We start from the raw sequence: 21,861 nt of genomic DNA on the forward strand, positions 1-21,861 counted from the left end.
CACTCCTCACTGCCCGTGCCTGCGCTCACCTTAGACAAGCGACTGTGCCGAAACAATCTGGAATGATGGACATTTGCCGCCGGTCCCAGGGCCGTTGTACAACGCCCGACCTCACGCAAACAGCACGCCAGAGCGGTCCACCGGATTGCGCCGTAAAGCCCCGGGCGCCAGGCGTATAGCCACGAACGACGAGGTTTCTGGCACGTATTGGAAAACCGCGACATTTCCTTATAAGATCGCGCCTTTCCCTAGAATCGTCGCCACGTGCGGCTTCGACCGCGCGTCCCGCCTGCTTTGTTCCCGCAATACCCGGCCAGGACACGCGGCCAGTGACAAAAGAAGAAAGGTAGTAACCATGAGCGCTAGGCATTTTCTCTCCCTGATGGACTGCACTCCCCAGGAGCTGAACAGCCTGATCCGTCGAGGCACCGAGCTGAAGGATCTGCGCAACCGAGGCGTGCGTTACGAGCCCCTGAAAAGCCGCGTACTGGGCATGATCTTCGAGAAGGCCTCCACCCGTACCCGTCTCTCCTTCGAAGCGGGCATGATCCAGCTCGGCGGCCAGGCGATCTTCCTGTCCCCGCGTGATACCCAGCTCGGTCGAGGCGAGCCGATCAGCGACAGCGCAATCGTCATGTCGCGCATGCTCGACGCGGTGATGATCCGGACCTTCGCCCACAGCACCCTCACCGAGTTCGCCGCTCACTCGCGGGTTCCGGTCATCAATGGCCTGTCGGACGACCTGCACCCCTGCCAATTGCTGGCAGACATGCAGACCTTCCTCGAACATCGCGGCAGCATCCAGGGCAAGACCGTGGCCTGGATCGGTGATGGCAACAATATGTGCAACACCTATATTGAGGCAGCGATCCAGTTCGACTTCCAGCTGCGCGTCGCTTGCCCAGAAGGCTACGAGCCCAACGCGGAATTCCTCGCCCAGGCCGGAGACCGTGTCAGGGTCGTGCGTGACCCGCGCGAAGCCGTGGCCGGCGCGCACCTGGTCAGCACCGACGTCTGGACCTCCATGGGCCAGGAGGAAGAAACCGCCAGACGCCTGGCGTTGTTCTCCCCCTACCAGGTGAACAAGGCGCTCCTCGACCTGGCCGCGGACGACGTGATATTCATGCACTGCCTGCCGGCCCACCGCGGCGAAGAGATTAGCGTCGATCTGCTCGACGATCCGCGCTCGGTAGCCTGGGACCAGGCGGAAAACCGCCTTCACGCCCAGAAGGCCCTGCTGGAACTGCTGGTCGAACACGCCCATCACGCATGACTCGCGAACTGCTCCTCAGCCTCCACAACCTCAGCTGCGGTTATCACGAACAGCAGGTTGTGCGAGGCCTGAACCTCCATCTCAATGCCGGTGACATCGGCTGCCTGCTCGGCCCTTCGGGTTGCGGCAAGACTACGACCCTGCGCGCCATCGCCGGTTTCGAACCGGTACTGGAAGGCGAAATCCAGCTGGCCGGCGAGGTCATCTCGCGCGCCGGCTTCACCCTGGCACCGGAGAAGCGGCGAATCGGCATGGTGTTCCAGGACTATGCCCTGTTCCCTCACCTGACCGTGGCCGACAACGTCGCCTTCGGCATCCGCAAGGAGCCCGACTGCGAACGCAAGGTCGGTGAACTCCTGGAACTGGTGAAGCTGAACCATCTGGCCAAACGCTATCCCCACGAACTGTCCGGCGGCCAGCAACAGCGCGTTTCGCTGGCCCGCGCCCTGGCGCCGGAACCGCGCCTGCTGTTGCTCGACGAACCCTTTTCCAATCTCGATGGCGAGCTGCGTCGGCGCCTCAGCCAGGAAGTCCGCGAGATCCTCAAGGTACGCGGCACAAGTGCCATTCTGGTGACCCACGACCAGGAAGAAGCCTTCGCCGTCAGCGATCAGGTTGGTGTATTCAGGAATGGCCTGCTGGAGCAGTGGGACACCCCCTACAACCTCTACCACGAGCCCCTGACTCCCTTCGTCGCCAGCTTCGTCGGCCAGGGCTACTTCATTCGCGGCCAGCTTATTTCAGCCGATGCCGTGACCACCGAACTCGGCATAATCCGTGGCAATCGCGCCTACACCTTGCCGCAAGGCTCCGCAGTCGACGTGCTGCTACGCCCTGATGACATAGTCCATGCACCGGAGAGCGAGCTACGCGCCATCGTCATCGGCAAGACGTTCCTCGGCGCCGCCACCCTCTATCGCCTGCAACTGACCACCGGCAGCCAGCTGGAATCGATCTTTCCCAGCCACGCCGATCACCAGCCAGGCCAGGAGGTCGGCATCCGCATCGCCGCCGATCACTTGGTGGTCTTCCCCGCCCAGGGCAGCGTCGCCGCCCACTTCACCCCCCAGGAATCCGGCGTGCGTCGCATCAGCGGCGCGCTCTGAAACCTGTAGGGGCGATCTCAACAGCAAGAACAGCACAGCTGCCTCTGACAGAGGTCGCCCTACACCCAAAGCCGCCCGCTGGCCACCAGCACCGAATGCCCGGCAATACTCACCCGCTCACCATCCAGGCGGCACCAGAGCTCGCCGCTTCGTGCGGAGCACTGCTGGGCCCGCAGCACTCTCTTGTTGAGGCGATTGGCCCAGTAGGGAATCAGGGCGCAGTGGGCAGCACCGGTCACCGGGTCTTCCTCGATCCCGATCACCGGGGCGAAGAAGCGCGAAACGAAGTCATGTTTAATCCCCGCCGCCGTGACGATCACCCCTGACCAAGGCAGCTTGGCCAGCGCCTTGAAGTCCGGTGCGCACGCGCGCACGTCCTGCTCCGACTCCAGTACTGCCATCAGGAAGTTGGCGCCCAGCGCATCCACCGGGGCGATGCCGAGGGCGTGTTCCAGGTCAAGGGTGACGCCCACCTCTTGTGGCACCTGCGCAGGGAAGTCCAGGGCCAGACGTCCCTCCTCTTCGCGCGTGACACGCAATTCGCCGGACTTGCTGGTGAATTCCAGGCGGTCGCCCGGCTCCTGGTAGAGATCGAACAGCACATGGGCGCTGGCCAGGGTAGCGTGGCCGCAGAGTGGCACCTCGGCCTTGGGTGTGAACCAGCGGATGTGCCAAGCACTACCCTCCTTCACCAGAAATGCGGTTTCCGACAGATTGTGCTCGGAGGCGATGCGTTGCATGAGCTGGTCATCGAGCCAGGCGTCGAGGCGATAGACCACCGCCGGGTTGCCGCCGAAAGGCCGTTGGGTGAAGGCATCGACCTGATGAAAGTCCAGCTGCATGACTCGCTCCTTGATGTGGGGTGGGGGCAACACAAGCATGCCAGCCACCAGCGCTCCTTGCGCGATACAGTGGCCGGTCGATATCGGTGGAACAGCCTGATCAGTCTAGCGGAGGCAGGCCATAGCGCTGCAGCAACGCGTTCATTCGCCCGGACTCACGCAAGCGCTTGAGCCCGGTGTCGAACAGCGCGGCATGGCGTGCGCTGCCTTTGAGGGCTGGAGAGAACGCAAGGAAGATGGGCACGTCCGGCAATCGGCAGCCGGCCTTCACCAGCTTGCCCTGTTGACCACTTTCGGCAAGCCAGGCATCCATCACCCAGGCGTTCTCGATGGTGGCATCGATGCGTCCGAGCAGGACTTTCTCCACATTCATTTCCAGGGCCTGGTCGCCGGACACAACCTGCACCCGCGCCGGATCGTCCCGCTTTATGCGGATATAGGTGTCGAGTTCCTGGCCGTAGCTGTAACTGTTGATGCTTCCCAGCCGGACATTGGCTAGCGACTCCAATCCGCGGTAGCGCCATTGGCTGTTGGGTGCGACGTAGAAACACATGCGCGACACGCCGGGCGGTGTGGCGGTGAAGACGAAGTCGGGAGCGTCCTGGATGCTGGCGCCGATCAGGGCGTCCAGCCGGCCGTTGCGGGTGTCATGCACCGCGCGCGCCCAGTTCACCAGGCGGTATTCCACGTCGATGCCTGCTTCGCCGAAGATTTCCTGCGCCAGCTCGACGAAAACGCCCGGCTTTCGGGAGCCGGGCTCACAATTGATCGGGCACCAGATGTCCCCGGCGATCACCAGGGTTTCGGCGTGGGCCGATGGGAAGAGCAAAGATGCGACCAGCAGGGCCAGAGCCTGCCAACCGCGTTTCAGCGACCCTCGCCCTCTCCCCATTCCGCCTCCCAGCATCCATGCAGCCCTGTCATGCGCCGCTGCGCACCCGCTGCACGGCATCCAGCCAGCCGTCGTAGAGCTTCTTGCGGTGCTCGTCGGCCATGCGCGGAACAAAACGTTGTTGACGATGCCAGTGACTGGCCACTTCGTCCAGATCGCGGTAGAGCCCCGCCTGCAAACCTGCGAGATAGGCCACACCCAGAGCCGTCGTTTCCGTCACCTCCGGGCGCTCCACCGGGACCCCGAGGATGTCCGAAAGGAACTGCATTACCCAGTTGTTCTCCACCATGCCGCCATCCACCCGTAGGGCACTGGGCGCGGCAGCGCCGTCTTGCGCCATGGCTTCCAGCAGGTCACGAGTCTGGTAGCAGACCGACTGCAGGCCCGCGGTGACGATCTCCTTGATACCGGTATCGCGGGTCAGGCCGAAGATTGCACCGCGGGCGCGCGGGTCCCAGTACGGAGCACCGAGGCCGGTGAAGGCCGGCACCAGGTAAACACCACAGGCGTCGCCGGTCTGCTCGGCAAGGGCTTCCGTATCACGGGCGTGGCTGATCAGCTTGATGCCGTCGCGCAGCCACTGCACGGCGGCTCCGGCAACGAAGATGCTGCCCTCCACCGCATAGCTCACCTTGCCATTCAGTCGGTAGCCAACGGTGGTCAGCAGTCGGTTGCGGGAAACCACCGGCTGGTCGCCGGTGTTCTGGATCATGAAGCAGCCGGTGCCGTACGTGCTCTTCACCATGCCCGGCTGGAAGCAGGCCTGGCCGATCAACGCCGCCTGCTGATCGCCCGCCATGCCGCGCACGGGAATACTGGCACCGAGCAACGCGGCGTCGGTATCGCCGAACTCGGCGGCACAGTCCAGTACTTCCGGCAGCAGGCTGGTGGGGATGTCGAACAGACGCAGCAGCTCCGCGTCCCACTGCTGGCTGTGGATATTGAATAGCAGCGTACGTGAGGCGTTGGTGGCATCGGTGCGGTGCACCTTGCCGCCGGTCAGGCGCCAAAGCAGGAAGCAATCTACCGTGCCGAAGCGCAGCTCGCCGCGCTCAGCGCGCTCACGGGCCCCTGGCACGTTCTCCAGCACCCAGCGCAGCTTGGTGGCGGAGAAGTAGGGGTCGATCAGAAGTCCTGTGCGATTGGCCACGTCGGCTTCATGGCCGGCGGCCTTGAGCGCGGAGCAATAATCCGCAGTGCGACGGTCCTGCCAGACGATGGCCGGATGGATCGGAGTACCGGTCTTCGCATCCCATACCAGCGTGGTCTCACGCTGGTTGGTGATGCCGATGGCGGCAATCTCGACCGGATTCAGCCCGCTCTGCTCTATGGCTTCACGGCAGACCTTGAGCGTCGTAAGCCAGATCTCCTCACCGTCGTGCTCTACCCAACCGTCCTTGGGAAAGTACTGCTTGAACTCCTGTTGGGCGCGCGCCACTGGCAGCCCCTGGGCGCTGAATACGATGGCGCGGCTGCTGGTGGTGCCCTGGTCGATGGCGAGCAGGTATTGGGCCATGGCGATGCTTCCTTGTTCTTGTTCTGGGTTCAGGGGCGACCGATATCGGCGAACTGGCCTTGAGTGTGAGTCGCCAGGGTATCGGCGGAAAGTTCGACCTCCAGCCCGCGCCTACCGGCGCTGACATGGATACTCTCGAAGTTCCGCGCAGTGCCATCGATGAAGGTACGCAGGCGCTTCTTCTGCCCTAGCGGACTGATGCCGCCCACCAGGTAGCCGGTGGAGCGCTGGGCCTGGGTGGGGTCGGCCATCTCGGCCTTCTTCGCACCGGCAGCATGGGCCAGGGCCTTGAGGTCGAGACTGCCGGCCACCGGCACGACGGCCACCAGCAATTCGCCTTTCTCGGTGGCGGCGAGCAGCGTCTTGAATACCCGCGCCGGGTCCAGGTTGAGTTTTTCGGCGGCTTCCAGACCATAGGACGGCGCCTTGGGATCGTGGTGATAGCTGTGCACCTTGTGCTCAGCCTTGGCTTTCTTCAGCAGATCGATGGCGGGAGTCATGTTCGATTGTGAAAATCCTGCGGCAGATTCGGCGTACCTTAACGGAAAAGCGGTGATTCGACAGCCCGCCGCTATAATGCCGCGCAAAACAAGGAGCCAGCATGATCCTGGGCCCACGACAACAAGACATCCTCGACCTCACTCGCGAGCGTGGCTACGTCAGCATCGACGAACTGGCCCAGGCCTTCGGCGTCACCCCGCAGACTATCCGGCGCGATATCAACCAACTCGCCGAACACGGCCTGCTGCGACGCACCCACGGCGGCGCTGCCAGCGAAGGCTCGAGCACCCAGAACACCGCCTACGCCATGCGCGCCGGGCAGAACCGCGACGAAAAACAGCGCATCGCCGATGCAGTGGCCGAATACATCCCGGACCACGCCTCGCTCTTCATCAATATCGGCACCACCACCGAAGCCATCGCCCGCGCACTGATGGGCCACAAGGGCCTGAAGGTGATCACCAACAACCTGCACGTGGCGGCGCAACTGGCCGACAAGCCGGACTTCGAAGTACTGGTGGCCGGAGGCACAGTGCGCAGCGACGGTGGCATCGTGGGCCAGGCAGCGGTGGACTTCATCCAGCAGTTCAAAGTGGACTACGCACTCGTAGGCATCAGCGGGATCGACGAAGATGGCAGCCTGCTCGACTTCGATTACCAGGAAGTGCGCGTCTCCCAAGCCATCATCGAGAACGCCCGCCAGGTGTTCCTCGCCGCCGACTCCAGCAAGTTCGGTCGCAACGCCGTAGTACGCCTGGGCGCCATTTCCCTGGTGGACCGGCTGTTCACCGACCACCAGCCCTCCCCCGCCCTGACCCGCCTGCTCGCCGAGCACAAGGTGCACCTCGACCGGGTCTGAGCTGCTCTTCCCCTGTGTGAATTTTCCATGACCACCCGGCGCGATTTCGCGCATTGGGCTAGTCATTTCGTACGCGCTCATCTAGGCTATTTTCGAAAATGAACACTGAAAGTTCGGTTTCGACCTTGGTGCCTGCCAATGAACCACAACCATTCTCCCATCGCGGAAGTCTATGACCTCGCAATCGTCGGCGGCGGCATCAACGGTGTCGGCATTGCCGCTGATGCGGCCGGACGCGGCCTGTCGGTCTTCCTCTGCGAGAAGGACGACCTCGCCCAGCACACCTCCTCGGCCAGCAGCAAACTGATCCACGGCGGCCTGCGCTACCTGGAACACCACGAGTTCCGCCTGGTGCGCGAAGCCCTGGCCGAGCGTGAGGTGCTGCTTGCCAAGGCGCCGCACATCGTCAAACCGATGCGCTTCATTCTTCCGCACCGGCCGCACCTGCGGCCGGCGTGGATGATCCGTGCCGGCCTGTTTCTCTACGATCACCTCGGCAAGCGCAAGCGCCTACCCGCCTCCCGCAGCCTGCGCTTCGGCGCCGGCAGCCCGTTGCAGGCTGAAATCACCCAGGGTTTCGAATACTCCGATTGCTGGGTCGACGACGCGCGCCTGGTGGTACTCAACGCCATGGCCGCCCGCGAGCGCGGGGCCCATGTGCATACCCGCACCCGCTGCGTCAGCGCCCGGCGCAGCAAGGGCCTCTGGCATATCCACCTGGAACGCGTCGACGGCAGCCTGCTGTCGATCCGCGCCCGTGCCCTGGTCAACGCCGCCGGCCCCTGGGTGGCGCGCTTCATCCAGCAGGACCTCAAGCAGGCGACGCCCTATGGCATCCGTCTCATCCAGGGCAGCCACATCATCGTGCCGCGCCTGCACGACGGCGAGCAGGCCTACATCCTGCAGAACGAGGATCGCCGTATCGTCTTCGCGATTCCGTACCTGGAGCGTTTCACCCTTATCGGCACCACCGACCGCGAATACCACGGCGACCCGGCGGAAGTGGCGATCACCGCCGAAGAAACCCACTATCTGCTGGACGTGGTCAACCGCCACTTCAAGCACCAGTTGAGCGAGCAGGACATCCTCCACAGCTATTCCGGCGTGCGCCCGCTGTGTGATGACGAGTCGGACGATCCGTCAGCGGTGACGCGCGACTACACCCTCGCCCTCTCAGCCCATCCCGGCGAGGCTCCCCTGCTCTCGGTGTTCGGCGGCAAGCTGACCACGTACCGCAAACTGGCCGAGACCGCCCTCCAGCAACTGACGCCCTGGTTCCCCTTCGCCAAGGGCGCCTGGACCGCCAGCGCGCCGCTGCCCGGCGGCGAAAAGATGGAATGCCGCAGCGCCCTGGTGGAAGCCCTTTGCTCGAGCTTCGGCTGGTTGCCCACGCATATCGCCAGACGCTGGGCCAACCTCTATGGCAGCCGTTGCTGGCATCTGTTGCGCGGCGTACGGGAACTGGCTGACCTCGGCGAGCATCTGGGCGCCGGCCTCTATTCCCGCGAAGTGGACTATCTCTGCCAGCAGGAATGGGCGGTAAGCGCCGAGGACATCCTCTGGCGCCGCACCAAGCTCGGTCTGTTCATGAGCCCCAGCCAGAAAGCGCGTCTGGCTCATTACCTGAAACCGGAGCATCCGCGCCGACCGCGCGTGGATGCAGCGTAACCCTTCCCTGCTCCCTCCCTTCCCCGACCAACGGCCCCACCGCTCGCCCTTTTAGGTTGCCGACTCTAGAGCGGTCGGCCGATCCTTCACGGCGCCCCATGCCTCCAACAAGAACAAGGCGAGTGCAGTTCATCCCACCACTGCCGGATCGAACCAGGGGGTGCGCCCCCGGGAGGAGTCATGCGTATTCGTTGCTTCCTGCTCGGTTGCCAATGGACCGAAGGTTTTCGTACAGAAGTCGGCGCTGTTCCCATGATCTGCCAGCGTTGCCTGCGTTGCGGCGCCCATCGCTATCTCAGCCCGCCCGAAGAGGAGGCTGAAACAGCGGGTTGAAAGGCAAACGAATCCGACGGATAGCCATTTGACAGCACACCGCAACCCTCTAGTTTTAACCAGCGTTGCCGATGGCCTTTTCAGAAGCCATCAGCCAGACAACCTTGGCAAGGGAGTGCTCCATGTCGCATCCGTCGTCCGCCAACCCAATCAAGGGCCTGGCCCTGCACTCCCTGATCTGGCTGGCCTGTGCCGGCATGGTCGCTGTTGACCTGCCGGTCTGGCTGGTCCTGGGCGGAGGCTGGCTGGCCAGCCTGCTGCTGACCTGGTTGCAGCGAGAGTCGCGCCCACGTGCCACGCAGGCCACTACCCACCCCATCGTGGCACCCGACTGGCAGCAGGCCCAGAATGCCGTGGACGAACACCTTGGCACCTTGCAGGCACATGCTGGGCAGGTCGACGGGTTGCTGCAGGACGCCATCGCTCGCTTGGGCGACAGCTTCCAGGGCCTGGCCGCCCGCATCGACCAGCAGCGTGCCCATTCCCACTCTCTGATCGAGCGCTACGGCAACCAGCAGGGCACCGATGACGGCATGAATTTCCAGGAGTTCATCTCCACCACCCGTAACACCCTGGGCCTGTTCGTCGAGGCCACACTGGAAACCAGCCAGACCTCCCAGGAACTGGTCAAGCGCATGGACCGGGTGACACAGAAAATCGCCGATATCCTTAAATCCACCCACGATATGGACGCCATCGCCAAACAAACCAACCTGCTGGCGCTGAACGCCGCCATCGAGGCCGCCCGCGCCGGTGAAAGCGGTCGCGGCTTCGCCGTGGTCGCCGACGAAGTACGCGCCCTCTCCACCCGCTCCACCGGATTCTCGGAGCAGATTCGCAAGCATGTGGACGTGGTCTACCGCGAAATCCAGGACGCCGAGTCGGCCATCTCCCAGTTGGCAGACAAGGACATGGGAATTGCCCTGGAATCCAAACAGCAGTTGCACCACATGCTGGAAGACCTGGAAGGCATGAACCGGCACACGCTGAAAGTGATCCAGGAACTGGATCGCATTTCTCTGGAGGTGGGCTCAGGCGTCGACCAGGCCATTACCGCCTTGCAGTTCCAGGACATGAGCAGCCAGCTGATCGGCCAGATGCGCAAGCATTTCGCCAAACTTGGCGGATTCGCCGCAGCGCTTGGCGGGCTGCGCACAGTGACGCCGGAGCAGTGGGCCGAATGCGTCGACCAGGAAACCCTCGAGCTGCGCAAACCTGTCGCCAATCCCGTCGCCCAGAGCAGCGTATGTGCCGGCGAGGTGGAGCTTTTCTGAACCGATGGGCGTCATGCATTCGCCACCTATCCGTGCGACGAATGGATGACGTCAATAGCTGGACGCTCACAAGGCGCCCATCTACACATAAGCATGGCCAGTGGCCATGCAGCGAGGCGGGATTCTGTAGGGACGAATGAAATCGCCCCTACAAGGAAGAAGAGGCATCACCCCAGAAAAAGCGGCAAGGAGAGCGGCACTGATGAGCAAGCAGATCCTGATCGTTGACGACTCAGCATCCATAAGGCAGATGCTGAGCTTCACTCTCAAAGCCGCCGGATACCTCGTGGACGAGGCGGTAGATGGCAAGGATGGCCTCGGCAAGGCGCAGAGCAAGGCATACAACCTGGTCTTCACCGACCAGAACATGCCCAACATGGATGGCCTCAGCCTGATTCGCAGTCTGCGCGGTCTGCCCGGCTACCGCGCCACCCCCATCCTCATGCTGACCACCGAATCCAGTGACAGCATGAAGCAGCAAGGCAAGTCCGCCGGCGCCACTGGCTGGCTAGTCAAGCCCTTCGATCCGCCAAAACTGCTGGAAGTCACCCGCAAGGTCCTCCCCTGACCCCAGCACAAGGCGCCTCCCATGAGTGAAGGGATGAATCAGTTCCTCCAGGTCTTCTTCGAGGAAACAGAAGAACACCTGGCAAGCCTCGAACTACTGCTGCTCGGTCTCGACCTGCAGCAGCCTGACGCGGAAGAACTCAACGGCATCTTCCGCGCCGCGCATTCCATCAAGGGCTCGGCCGGCATGTTCGGCTTCGATGACCTGACCGCCGTGACCCACGAGCTGGAAACTCTGCTCGACCGAATCCGCAGCGGCCAGATGGCTCTGCGTGCGGAAATGGTCGACCTGTTCCTGCAAGCCCGCGACGTGCTGATGCGTCTGCTGGATGCCCACCGCCAGAAGTGCCCCGACCCGAGCGTGCCGGTTGAAGAAACGGTGACCCGCCTGCGCGGGCTGCTGGACACCACGCCGACGCCTGTCGAAGAGGCGGATTTCGGTTTCTTCGATGACGCACCCGGCCTGCCCGAATCAGCGGCCGCCGACGACTTCGGCTTCTTCGACGATGCGCCTGGCGTGCCTACCCAGGACGCATCCGGCGCCTTCGGCTTTTTCGATGAAGCCCCTGGCGCACCCGCCGCGGCCATCGCCTCCCCGCCTAAGCCGACTCCTGCAACTGCAGCGCCCGCCAGCAAACCTGCAACGAGCGAAAACGAGTCCAGCTCGATCCGTGTCAGCGTCGAGAAAATCGATAGCCTGATCAACCTGGTGGGCGAACTCGTCATCACGCAGGCCATGCTCGGCCAGCTCGGCGGTGCGCTCGACCCGAGTCAGCACGAGCGTATCCACCAGGCCTTGGCGCAGCTCGAACACAACACCCGCGACCTGCAGGAATCGGTGATGTCGATCCGCATGTTGCCCATCAGCTTCATCTTCAGCCGCTTCCCGCGCCTGGTGCGCGACACCTCATCGCGCCTCGGCAAACAAGTGGAACTGGTGCTGCAGGGCGAACACACGGAACTGGACAAAGGGGTCATCGAGCGCCTCAGCGATCCGCTCACCCACATCGTGCGCAACAGCATCGACCATGGCATCGAGCAACCCGAGGCACGTCTGGCCGCCGGTAAACCGGCCAGCGGCACCGTGCGCCTGGGCGCCTTCCACCAGGGCGGCAGCATCGTTGTCGAGATCAGCGATGACGGCCGTGGCCTGAACCGCGAGCGCATTCTCGCCAAAGCCCGCGAGAAGGGCCTGGCGGTGCACGACGGCATGAGTGACACCGAGGTCTGGCAACTGGTCTTCATGCCCGGTTTCTCCACTGCCGAAGTAGTCACCGACCTCTCGGGACGCGGCGTCGGCATGGACGTGGTCAAGCGCAACATCCAGGCCATGGGCGGGCGCATCGACATCGACTCGGCCGCGGGCCTGGGCACCCGCATCAACATCCGCCTGCCGCTGACGCTAGCCATCCTCGACGGCCTGATCGTCGCCGTGGCGCGCACCCATTACGTGATACCACTGACCTACATCGTCGAATCGCTGCAGCCCAAGGCAGAGGACATCCGTGGCCTGGGGGGCGAGGAAGGCGCGGTGATCCGCGTGCGCGGCGAGTACCTGCCGCTGCTCTCGCTGCACGACCTGTTGGGCGAATCCACCCCGCCGCTGCCGGCCGAGCAGTCCATCGTGGTCATCCTCGAAGCCGACGGGCGCCACTTCGCCCTGCTGGTGGATGACCTGGTGGGCCAGCAGCAGGTGGTGATCAAGAGCCTGGAACAGAACTTCCGCCGGATCGAAGGCATCGCCGGCGCCACCATCATGGGCGACGGCAGCGTCGCCCTGATCCTGGATGTCGACGCCCTGCCGGGCCTGGCCCAACAACAAGGAGCGGTACTGCATGAACTCACCTAGTGCGGAACAGGCCGGACAGCCGGCCCAGGAGTACCTGACCTTCACCCTCGGTCGCGAGGAGTACGCCATCGACATACTCCGGGTGCAGGAAATTCGCGGCTATGACCAGGTGACCGCCATCGCCAACAGCCCGGCCTTCATCAAGGGCGTGATCAACCTGCGCGGCGCCATCGTTCCCATCGTCGACCTGCGCATCAAGTTCAACCTCGCCGACGTCACCTACGACCCGTTCACCGTGGTGATCATCCTCAACATCGGCCGACGCATCGTCGGTGTGGTGGTGGATTCGGTGTCCGACGTGATCGCCCTGTCGGGTGACGAGATAAAGCCGCCGCCGGAGTTCGGCGCCAGTTTCGATACGGAGTACCTGCTGGGCCTTGCCACCGCGGCCGAGCGGATGTTGATCCTGGTGGATATCGAGAAGCTGATGACCAGCCGCGAAATGGCCCTGGTCGAAGCAGCCGCAGCCTGACACGCAAGGGGATAATCCATGGGACTGTTCAACGGAAAAGCACAAGCACAGCTTCGCGCGCAGCACCTGGCCAGCCTGATCCAGGGCCTGGCCGAGGGTAATCTCGACCAATCCATCGGCGCCGGTGACGACCCGATCTGGACATCGGTCTACGACAGCCTCGCCCGTTTGCAGAAGGGCCTGCGCCAACAGCACGTAGAAAGTGCCAGCACCGAGGCACTGAGCCAGGCACTGGTGGAGATGACCCGCCAGCACACTGACGGCTGGATCGACCAGGTCATACCGGAAGACCGCTTCACTGGTACCCACGCGCGCATCGCGAAGGGCGTCAACGAACTGGTGGCCGCCCATATCGCGGTGAAGATGCAGGTCGTGGGAGTGGTCACCGCCTATGGCCGTGGCGACTTCAGCAAGGACATGGAGCGCCTGCCGGGCAAGAAGGCGCAGATCACCGACGCCATCGACGGTGTGCGCGACCGTCTCAAGGCTGCGGCCCAGGCCGCCGCTGAGAACACCCGGATCAAGAGTGCGCTGGACAACTGCAGTACCAACGTGATGATCGCCGACGGCGAACGCAACATCATCTACATGAACAAGACCGTCACCAGCATGCTGCAGAACGCCGAGGCCGACCTGCGCAAGGCACTGCCGTCGTTCTCCGTGAACAAGCTGCTGGGCGGTTCGATCGACCAGTTCCACAAGAACCCCGAGCACCAGAAGCGCCTGCTCGCCACCTTCACCAGCACCTTCCGCACCCAGATCGACGTGGGCGGACGGACCTTCGGCCTGGTGGCCAACCCGGTCATCAGCGATGCCGGTGAACGCCTCGGCTCGGTAGTCGAATGGGCCGACCGGACCCTGGAGGTGCAGGTCGAACGTGAGGTCGCGGCGCTGGTCGGCGCAGCCGCAGCGGGTGACTTCTCCAAGCGCATCGATGAAAGCGGCAAGAGCGGCTTCATCCTCAACCTGGCTACCGGCCTGAACAGCCTGGTGGAAACCGCCGACAAGGGCCTCAAGGACGTCTCGCGGATGCTCGGCGCACTCGCCCAGGGCGACCTGTCGCAAAGCATCAGTGCCGACTACCAGGGCACCTTCGGCGAACTCAAGGACTACTCCAACGAAACCGCGCAGAGCCTGTCGCGCATGCTCGGACAGATCCGCGAGTCCGCCGACACCATCAACACCGCCGCCAGTGAAATCGCCAGTGGCAACGCCGAACTCTCCACCCGCACCGAACAGCAGGCCTCCAGCCTGGAGGAAACCGCCTCCAGCATGGAAGAACTGACCAGTACGGTGAAACTCAACGCCGAGAACGCGCGCCAGGCCAACTCCCTGGCGGTGAATGCCTCGGAAGTGGCCACGGAAGGCGGCAACGTGGTGCAGAAGGTGGTCAGCACCATGACCGCCATCAACGACTCGGCACGGAAGATTTCCGACATCATCGGCGTCATCGATGGCATCGCCTTCCAGACCAACATTCTCGCCCTCAACGCCGCGGTGGAAGCGGCGCGTGCCGGTGAGCAGGGTCGCGGCTTCGCCGTGGTGGCCGCCGAGGTTCGCACGCTGGCACAGCGCTCGGCGGCGGCGGCCAAGGAAATCAAGACACTGATCTCCGATTCGGTGAGCAAGGTGGAGAACGGCAACACCTTGGTGGCCCAGGCCGGCCAGACCATGAGCGACATCGTGATCGCCATCAAGCGGGTCACCGACATCATGGCCGAGATCGCCGCCGCCTCCACCGAACAGAGCCGGGGCATCGAGGAAGTGAACGGCGCGGTCAACCAGATGGACGAGATGACCCAGCAGAACGCCGCGCTGGTGGAACAGGCCGCCGCAGCCGCCGAGGCCCTCCAGGAGCAGGCCGGGCTGATGGCGCAGTCGGTTGCGGTATTCAAGCTGGACCCGGCCCACGCTGGCCAGCCCGCAGCTGCCCGCAGCAACGCACGCCAACCCCAGGCCGCACGCCCGACACGTGCAGGGCGAAGCGCGCGCAGTAAAGAAGAGGAATGGGAAGAGTTCTAGTCCCGTAACCCCCGGCGCCCTGGCGCCGGGGGTCATTGAGGTAACGCAATGAATGCGCACGTCCTGGGCGAACACGAGTTCGGCTACAACGACCGCGATTTCGAGCAGGTGCGCGAGCGGCTCTATCGTCGTGCCGGCATCAGCTTGGCCACCAGCAAGCAGCAGATGGTCTACAGCCGACTGGCACGGCGCCTACGCCAACTCGAACTGCGCACCTTCTCCAGCTACCTGGCCTACCTCGACCATCATCCCGAGGAATGGCAGCCCTTCATCAATGCGCTGACCACCAACATCACCGCCTTCTTCCGTGAACGGCACCACTTCGACCAACTCGCTGCATTGGCCAAGGATCCCTCGCGCCGGAGCCGGCCGCTGCGCTTCTGGTCGGCCGCCTCCAGCACCGGGGAAGAGCCCTACTCCATGGCCATCGCCCTGCACCAGGCCCTGGGTGAGCGAGCGCAGGGCGTGCAGATCATCGCGTCGGACATCGACACCGGCGTACTGGAAACCGCACGGCGCGGCGTCTACCCGGTGGAGCGTCTCGAGCAACTGGACCCTGCCGTGAAGAAGCGTTACTTCCAGCGCGGCACTGGAGCCAATGCCGGTCTCGCGCGGGTAGTGCCCGAGCTGCGGCAGATGGTGGAATTCCGCCGCATCAACCTGCTGGATGCCGACTGGCATCTCAGCGGCGGACTGGACGCCATCTTCTGCCGCAACGTCATGATCTATTTCGACAAGCCCACCCAGGTACGGCTGCTGGAGCGAATGGTGCGACTGCTGCGGCCAGACGGCCTGTTCTTCGCCGGACATTCGGAAAGCTTCGTGCAGGCCAACCATGTGGTGAAACTGGTCAGCCGCACCGTCTACCAGCCTGTACCGGGAGCCTCATCATGAAAGGGGAAACTGCAGGCGCCATTGCCGCAACCCGCTACTTCGATCCCGATTTCCAGCTGCCGGCGGTCAAGGTGCTGCCTGGCGAGTTCTACGCCACCACCGAGGACCAGGTGCTGGTCTCAGTGCTTGGCAGTTGCGTCGCAGTGTGCCTCTTCGACCTGCAGCGCGGCGTCGGCGGCATGAACCAGTTCCTCCTGCCAGAACCCGGCCCTGGCAGCGGCCTGGCCAGCGCTGCCACCCACCACGGGGTGCGCATCATGGAGCAACTCAGCGAAGAGATGCTGCGCCAGGGCGCACGGCGGCATCAGTTGGCAGCCAAGGTATTTGGCGCCGGCAACCTGCCCAATGACTTGCTGCGCTTCGACGCCACACTGCGCACCGTGGAGTTCGTCCACAGCTACCTGGACACCGAAGGCATTCCCCTGCTGGCCGAGGACGTGATGGGAGCCGAAGCGCGCAAGGTCTACATCTTCCCCTCTAGCGGCAAGGTGCTGGTGAAGAAGCTCAAGAGCCTGCACAACGACACCATCCTGCAACGCGAACTGGAATACATCCTCTACCTCAAGCGCGGGGAGGCGCTGGGGCCATACGACTTGTTCAAGGAGTGAGCACGTGCCCATAAAGGTGCTGGTAGTGGACGATTCGGCGCTCATCCGCAGCCTGCTCAGTGAGATCGTCCGCGCCGACAACGAACTGCAACTGGTGGGCGTGGCGCCCGACGCCTATGTCGCCCGCGATCTGATCAAACAGCACTCGCCCGACGTCATCACCCTGGACGTGGAAATGCCGCGCATGGACGGCCTGACCTTCCTCGACAAACTGATGAAGGGCCGCCCCACCCCGGTGGTGATGATCTCCTCGCTGACCGAGCGCGGCTCCGAGGCGACCCTGCGCGCCCTGGAGCTGGGCGCCATCGATTTTGTCGCCAAGCCCAAGCTGGGCATCGCCGAAGGCATGCAAGCCTACGCCGAAGAAATCCGCGCCAAGCTCAAGGTGGCCGCACGCGCGAGAATTATCCGCCGTATCGCTGTGGAGCGCCCGGTCGAACGCGGCCTGCCCATCGTCGGCACTGAAAAGCTGATCGCCATCGGCGCCTCCACCGGCGGCACCGAAGCCATCAAGGAAGTGCTGCTGGGCCTGCCAGCGGACAGCCCAGGCGTGGTCATCACCCAGCACATGCCTGCAGGCTTTACCCGCTCCTTCGCCGCGCGTCTGGACAAGCTCTGCCGCATCAGCGTCAGCGAGGCCCGCGATGGCGACCGCATCCTTCCCGGCACCGCCCTTATCGCGCCCGGAGGCCTGCACATGGAGGTGGCGCGCTCCGGCGCCAACTACGTCGCGCGCCTGTCCGAAGCGCCACCGGTCAACGGCCACCGCCCAGCCGTGGACGTGATGTTCAACAGTGCCGCCCGCTGCGCCGGGCGCAACCTCATCGCCGCCCTGCTCACCGGCATGGGCAAGGATGGCGCCCGTGGCCTGCTGGAAATCCGCGAGGCCGGCGGCTACACCGTCGCCCAGGACGAAGCCAGCTGCGTGGTCTACGGAATGCCTCGGGAAGCGGCGGAGATTGGTGCTGCGGAAGAGGTGCTGGCACTGGAAGAGATCGGGCCGGCGCTGCTGGCGCAAGCCCGGAGACGGGGGAGTGGGAATCGGGTGTGAGGGCTCTGTACGGGTTGAGCCCCCTCTCCCCAGCCCTCTCCCTGAAGGGAGAGGGAGCGGTCCTTGCAGGATGGGCGGTGAGTGCCAGGCGCGAGTCACCCCTCTCCTCTTCAGGGAGAGGGGCCGGGGAGAGGGAAGCCCGACTTAACCTCGATACCTCAAGTCGGCAACACCCCACGCTGACGCGACAGGGTCAGGGCGAGGTCTTCGATCATGTCTTCCTGCCCGCCCACCGTACCTCGACGGCCCAGCTCCACCAGCAGTTCGCGGGCCTGGATGCCGTATTTCTTCTCGGCACGCTTGGCGAACAGCAGGAAGGAGCTGTAGACCCCGGCATAACCCAGGGTCAGGGCATCGCGGTCGACGCGGATCGGCTGGTCCATCATCGGCACCACCAGGTCCTCGGCCACGTCCATGATCCTGTAGAGGTCGATGCCGGTAGCCACGCCCATGCGCGCCAGCACCGCCACGAACACCTCCAGCGGGGTGTTGCCGGCACCAGCCCCCAGGCCCGCTACCGAGCCGTCGATACGCGCGGCACCCGCCTCGATGGCAGCCAGGGAGTTGGCGATGGCCATGCCCATGTTGTGGTGGCCGTGGAAACCGACTTCGGTGCCGGCGTTCAACCCGTTACGCAGCACGGCGATCTTCTCGGTCACCTCATCCGGCAGCATGTAGCCCGCCGAATCGGTGCAGTAGATGCAGTTGGCGCCGTAGCTCTCCATCAGCTTCGCCTGCTCCAGGAGTTTTTCCGCGCTGACCATGTGCGCCATCATCAGGAACCCGACCGTGTCCAGGCCCATCTTCGCCGCCATGCCAATGTGCTGGCCGGAGACGTCCGCCTCGGTGCAGTGGGTGGCGACGCGGATGGTGGAAACGCCGAGGTCATGGGCCATTTTCAGGTGCTCGACGGTGCCGATGCCCGGCAGCAGCAGGGCCGAAACCTTGGCCTGCTTGAGCTTGGGGATCACCGCATCGAAGTACTCCTCGTCCGAGTGGGCCGGGAAACCGTAGTTCAGCGAGCTGCCGCCCAGGCCATCGCCATGCGTGATCTCGATCAGCGGCACGCCGGCGGCGTCGAGGCCGGTGGCCACGGCGACCATCTCGTCCAGGCTGATCTGGTGGCGCTTGGCATGCATGCCGTCGCGCAGGCTCATGTCGTGCAGGCGCACGTGCTTACCTTGCAGGTTCATGGGGTATCTCCACTCAACGGACGGGCAATTGCAGGGCGCCCTTGTGGGCTTCTTCGGCGAACATCTCGGCGGTGCGCAGACCGGCGGCGGTCATGATGTCCAGGTTGCCGGCGGACTTGGGCAGGAAGTCGCCCAGGCCTTCGACCTCGATGAAGATCGACACCTTGCGACCGTCGAACACCGGGCCGTTGATCAGCTTGTAGCCCGGCACATAGCGCTGCACTTCCTTGACCATGTGCAGCACCGAGGTGCGGATCTCCGCCTGGTTCGGCTCGCCTTCGGTGAGGCAATGGATGGTGTCGCGCATCATCAGGGGCGGCTCGGCCGGGTTGATGACGATGATGGCCTTGCCGCGCTTGGCGCCGCCGATTTTCTCCACGGCACCGGCGGTGGTGCGGGTGAATTCGTCGATGTTCTGCCGGGTACCCGGCCCCACCGAGCGGGACGACACCGTGGCAACGATTTCGCCGTACTCCACCGGCTGCACGCGGGACACCGCCGCCACCATGGGAATGGTGGCCTGTCCGCCGCAGGTGACCATGTTGACGTTGAGCGCCAGCGTCTCGGCGTGCTCCTTGAGGTTGACCGGCGGCACGCAGTACGGACCGATGGCCGCAGGGGTGAGGTCGATCATGATCACGCCCAGCTCATTGAGCTTGCGGCTGTTCTCGGCGTGGACGTAGGCCGAGGTGGCATCGAAGGCAATGCGGATATCGTCGTCCAGCACATGCGGCAACAGACCGTCGACGCCGTCTGAGGTTGTCTTCAGACCAAACTCGGCGGCGCGCTTGAGGCCTTCGGAGGTCGGGTCAACACCCACCATCCATACCGGTTCGATCCATTCCGACCGACGCATCTTGATCAGCAGGTCGGTACCGATATTGCCCGGCCCGATGATGGCCGCCTTGAGTTTCTTGCTCATGTTCATTCCCCCGGAGTCAGTCGCGGAAGGACACCCGGGCACTGCCCAGGCCGTCGATGGTCAGTTCGAATTGGTCGCCGGCACGCGCCGGCTCCAGAGGAACCAGGGAGCCTGAGAGGATGATCTCCCCGGCCTTGAAAGGGATGCCGAAGGCGCCCAGGGTGTTGGCCAGCCAGGCCACGGCGGTAAGCGGATTGCCCTGCACAGCCGAGCCCAGGCCCTGGCTGATCTGCGTGCCGTTCTTGAATACGCTCATGCGCAGGTTGGGCAGGTCCAGCTCGCGCGGGTCCACCTGCTCGCGGCCGAGTACGAAGACACCGCAGGAGGCGTTGTCGGCCACGGTGTCCTGGATGCGGATTTTCCAGTCGTGGATGCGCGAGTCGACGATCTCGAAGCAGGGCATCACGTACTCGGTGGCATCGAGCACGTCCTGCTCGGTGACGCCCGGACCGATCAGATCGTGCTTGAGCTTGAAGGCGATCTCGCCCTCGGCGCGGGGCTGGATCAGGCGGTTCCCGGCCAGCGAGATGCTGTCGCCGTCGTCGAACCACATGTCACGGGTGATGAAACCGAAGTCCGGCTGGTGCACATCGAGCATGCGCTGCACGGCTTCGGAGGTGACGCCGATCTTCTTGCCGACGATGGCATCGCCCGCCGCCACACGACGCTCGATGCTGTAGAGGGAAATGCGGTAGGCGTCTTCGATCGTGATCTCAGGCCAGCGCTCGGTCAGCGGCGCCAGGGTGCGACCGGCGAGCAGGGCCTGGTAGAGCTCCTCGCCAAATTCACGTTGCCGGACTTCGCTCATGGCCGCCCCTCCGCGAGGAAGCCGAGGCAGGTGCGATTGAACAGCTCGCGGTGTTCCACCATCACCCAGTGCCCACACTCGCTGAGCATCACGAAGCGGACATTGCGACAGTTTTCCAGCATGGTCTGCGCACCGGAAGACGGGCAGAACTTATCGTTCATGCCCCAGAAACCGAGGATCGGGCAGGTCAGCTCGGACAGGCGCCCGGTCATATTCGGCACCTGCATGGTGCTGAGTACGCAACGCGGCTGCTGCTGGACCACCGCAACGCGCTCGTTGACGGTCTCGTCGCTGATCAGCGAGGCATCGTAGAGCTGCAGGCCGAGCAGGCGACGCATGCCATCGGCATCGTTCAGCTCGCCATTGGCGAAAGCCGCGCCCATTTTCTGGATGCCTTCCATTTGCAGGTAGTACTGCTCCTTCTCCATCAACCCGCCGGGTGCCATCAGTACCAGGCGACTGACGCGCTTGGGCGCATCCAGCGCCAGCTTGATGGCGATGGCACCCCCCAGGGAGTTGCCCACCAGCACGCAGCGCTGGATATCCAGGGCGTCCAGCAGGCCGGTCAGGGCGGCGACAAAGAAGTCCAGGCTGTAAGTGGTTTCCGGCTTGTCAGAGGCGCCATAGCCCGGCAGGTCGGGAACGATGACGCGGTAACCGGCGTCAGCGAATTCCAGATAGTTCTGCTTGAAGTTGCTATGGCCGCTGGCGCCGGGGCCGCTGCCATGGATGAACACCACCGTTTCGCCTTCTCCCGCCTCGATGTAATGCAGTCGCAGGCCATCGGGCAGCGTGACGAAACGCCCTGGCAATCGCGCGTCCATGGGACTCTCCTCGGCTTGTTGTTTGCCGGGATTATTCGGGCGGGCCGGCAGGCCAACATCGTCCGAGAGGACTAGCAGACACTGCGCCGGGTTGGGATGAAGTACTTGTAGGTGCGAACGCATTCGCTATTGCAGCGTTAGCTTTTGCGAGCGATTTACAATCGGGCCAAGAGCCTTGTAGGAGCTGGCTTGCCAGCGAAACGGGGCCATTCGCTGGCAAGCCAGCGCCTACAGGCCATGCATCTACTTGCAACACGTCATGCAGAAAGAGCCAATTCATTCGCCCCTGCAGAAATGGGCCCCAAACGTGGAAGCCCTAGTCCTCCCGGACGTAGGCGGCCCGTCCTGCCCGCCCTAGCCTCTGCCCATCGACATTTCAGAGGAAAC

Annotated in this window: 21 protein-coding genes; 13 read left to right on the top strand and 8 right to left on the bottom strand. The window is 64.0% G+C overall.

Features of this window, described 5'->3' with window-relative positions:
- Window positions 1–355 precede the first annotated feature (355 nt).
- Window positions 356–1,273, top strand: a complete 918-nt coding sequence (gene argF / locus E8E75_RS13545; protein ID WP_120652556.1) for an ornithine carbamoyltransferase — start codon at window positions 356–358, stop codon at window positions 1,271–1,273.
- Entirely contained in the window at window positions 1,270–2,379 is a 1,110-nt protein-coding gene (locus E8E75_RS13550; protein ID WP_120652557.1) for an ABC transporter ATP-binding protein, read from the top strand. Before argF ends, E8E75_RS13550 begins: the two co-directional genes overlap by 4 nt.
- A gap of 59 nt (window positions 2,380–2,438) precedes the next feature.
- On the opposite strand, the gene E8E75_RS13555 is transcribed toward E8E75_RS13550, so the two are convergent.
- From E8E75_RS13555 to ybaK, 4 genes are all read right to left on the bottom strand, one after another.
- Window positions 2,439–3,221, bottom strand: a complete 783-nt coding sequence (locus E8E75_RS13555; protein ID WP_120652558.1) for a PhzF family phenazine biosynthesis protein — start codon at window positions 3,219–3,221, stop codon at window positions 2,439–2,441.
- Between the two features lie 100 nt (window positions 3,222–3,321).
- Window positions 3,322–4,113, bottom strand: a complete 792-nt coding sequence (locus tag E8E75_RS13560; RefSeq protein ID WP_153921249.1) for a transporter substrate-binding domain-containing protein — start codon at window positions 4,111–4,113, stop codon at window positions 3,322–3,324.
- A 28-nt stretch (window positions 4,114–4,141) separates the two neighbouring features.
- Window positions 4,142–5,629, bottom strand: coding sequence for a glycerol kinase GlpK (glpK, locus tag E8E75_RS13565; RefSeq protein ID WP_153921251.1), 1,488 nt, complete (start codon window positions 5,627–5,629; stop codon window positions 4,142–4,144).
- Window positions 5,630–5,658: 29 nt separating this feature from the next.
- Window positions 5,659–6,129 (bottom strand): Cys-tRNA(Pro) deacylase, encoded by a 471-nt coding sequence (gene ybaK, locus E8E75_RS13570; protein ID WP_120652561.1) that lies wholly within the window; start codon window positions 6,127–6,129, stop codon window positions 5,659–5,661.
- A 101-nt stretch (window positions 6,130–6,230) separates the two neighbouring features.
- Here ybaK and E8E75_RS13575 point away from each other — a divergent pair, with 101 nt between their 5' ends.
- From E8E75_RS13575 to E8E75_RS13625, 11 genes are all read left to right on the top strand, one after another.
- Entirely contained in the window at window positions 6,231–6,989 is a 759-nt protein-coding gene (locus tag E8E75_RS13575) for a DeoR family transcriptional regulator (RefSeq protein WP_120652562.1), read from the top strand.
- A 138-nt stretch (window positions 6,990–7,127) separates the two neighbouring features.
- The gene (gene glpD, locus E8E75_RS13580) at window positions 7,128–8,657 is read left to right on the top strand and encodes a glycerol-3-phosphate dehydrogenase (RefSeq protein WP_120652563.1); all 1,530 of its coding nucleotides are present in this window, start codon (window positions 7,128–7,130) and stop codon (window positions 8,655–8,657) included.
- Between the two features lie 180 nt (window positions 8,658–8,837).
- Window positions 8,838–8,990 carry a PSPA7_2676 family Cys-rich small protein gene (locus E8E75_RS13585; RefSeq protein ID WP_178123565.1) on the top strand — a complete coding sequence of 51 codons (153 nt, stop codon included), beginning with the start codon at window positions 8,838–8,840 and terminating at the stop codon, window positions 8,988–8,990.
- A 122-nt stretch (window positions 8,991–9,112) separates the two neighbouring features.
- Window positions 9,113–10,264, top strand: coding sequence for a methyl-accepting chemotaxis protein (locus E8E75_RS13590; RefSeq protein WP_120652564.1), 1,152 nt, complete (start codon window positions 9,113–9,115; stop codon window positions 10,262–10,264).
- A 202-nt stretch (window positions 10,265–10,466) separates the two neighbouring features.
- A complete protein-coding gene (locus E8E75_RS13595) occupies window positions 10,467–10,832 on the top strand; it encodes a response regulator (RefSeq protein WP_077523849.1) in 366 nt (121 codons plus the stop codon).
- 21 nt (window positions 10,833–10,853) lie between these two features.
- Entirely contained in the window at window positions 10,854–12,680 is a 1,827-nt protein-coding gene (locus E8E75_RS13600) for a chemotaxis protein CheW (protein WP_153921256.1), read from the top strand.
- Window positions 12,667–13,152 (top strand): chemotaxis protein CheW, encoded by a 486-nt coding sequence (locus E8E75_RS13605; RefSeq protein WP_120652566.1) that lies wholly within the window; start codon window positions 12,667–12,669, stop codon window positions 13,150–13,152. The genes E8E75_RS13600 and E8E75_RS13605 overlap by 14 nt, the downstream gene beginning before the upstream one ends.
- Window positions 13,153–13,170: 18 nt before the next feature.
- Entirely contained in the window at window positions 13,171–15,174 is a 2,004-nt protein-coding gene (locus E8E75_RS13610) for a methyl-accepting chemotaxis protein (RefSeq protein ID WP_120652567.1), read from the top strand.
- Between the two features lie 48 nt (window positions 15,175–15,222).
- Window positions 15,223–16,068 carry a CheR family methyltransferase gene (locus E8E75_RS13615; protein WP_120652568.1) on the top strand — a complete coding sequence of 282 codons (846 nt, stop codon included), beginning with the start codon at window positions 15,223–15,225 and terminating at the stop codon, window positions 16,066–16,068.
- The gene (locus tag E8E75_RS13620) at window positions 16,065–16,676 is read left to right on the top strand and encodes a chemotaxis protein CheD (RefSeq protein WP_153921258.1); all 612 of its coding nucleotides are present in this window, start codon (window positions 16,065–16,067) and stop codon (window positions 16,674–16,676) included. The genes E8E75_RS13615 and E8E75_RS13620 overlap by 4 nt, the downstream gene beginning before the upstream one ends.
- 4 nt (window positions 16,677–16,680) lie before the next feature.
- The gene (locus E8E75_RS13625) at window positions 16,681–17,727 is read left to right on the top strand and encodes a chemotaxis response regulator protein-glutamate methylesterase (protein WP_280359168.1); all 1,047 of its coding nucleotides are present in this window, start codon (window positions 16,681–16,683) and stop codon (window positions 17,725–17,727) included.
- 158 nt (window positions 17,728–17,885) lie between these two features.
- Here E8E75_RS13625 and dmpG read toward each other — a convergent pair whose 3' ends face one another.
- Genes dmpG through E8E75_RS13645 form a run of 4 tightly spaced genes read right to left on the bottom strand, consistent with a single transcriptional unit; the run spans window position 17,886 to window position 21,474 of the window.
- Window positions 17,886–18,920 carry a 4-hydroxy-2-oxovalerate aldolase gene (gene dmpG, locus E8E75_RS13630; RefSeq protein ID WP_153921260.1) on the bottom strand — a complete coding sequence of 345 codons (1,035 nt, stop codon included), beginning with the start codon at window positions 18,918–18,920 and terminating at the stop codon, window positions 17,886–17,888.
- A gap of 13 nt (window positions 18,921–18,933) precedes the next feature.
- Entirely contained in the window at window positions 18,934–19,842 is a 909-nt protein-coding gene (locus E8E75_RS13635; protein WP_120652575.1) for an acetaldehyde dehydrogenase (acetylating), read from the bottom strand.
- Window positions 19,843–19,858: 16 nt separating this feature from the next.
- Window positions 19,859–20,650, bottom strand: a complete 792-nt coding sequence (locus E8E75_RS13640) for a fumarylacetoacetate hydrolase family protein (RefSeq protein WP_120652576.1) — start codon at window positions 20,648–20,650, stop codon at window positions 19,859–19,861.
- Window positions 20,647–21,474 (bottom strand): alpha/beta fold hydrolase, encoded by an 828-nt coding sequence (locus tag E8E75_RS13645; RefSeq protein ID WP_120652577.1) that lies wholly within the window; start codon window positions 21,472–21,474, stop codon window positions 20,647–20,649. Before E8E75_RS13645 ends, E8E75_RS13640 begins: the two co-directional genes overlap by 4 nt.
- Between the last annotated feature and the right edge of the window lie 387 nt (window positions 21,475–21,861).

Origin of the sequence: Pseudomonas sp. BN606 (assembly GCF_029873115.1) — a bacterium.
Classification (GTDB): domain Bacteria; phylum Pseudomonadota; class Gammaproteobacteria; order Pseudomonadales; family Pseudomonadaceae; genus Metapseudomonas.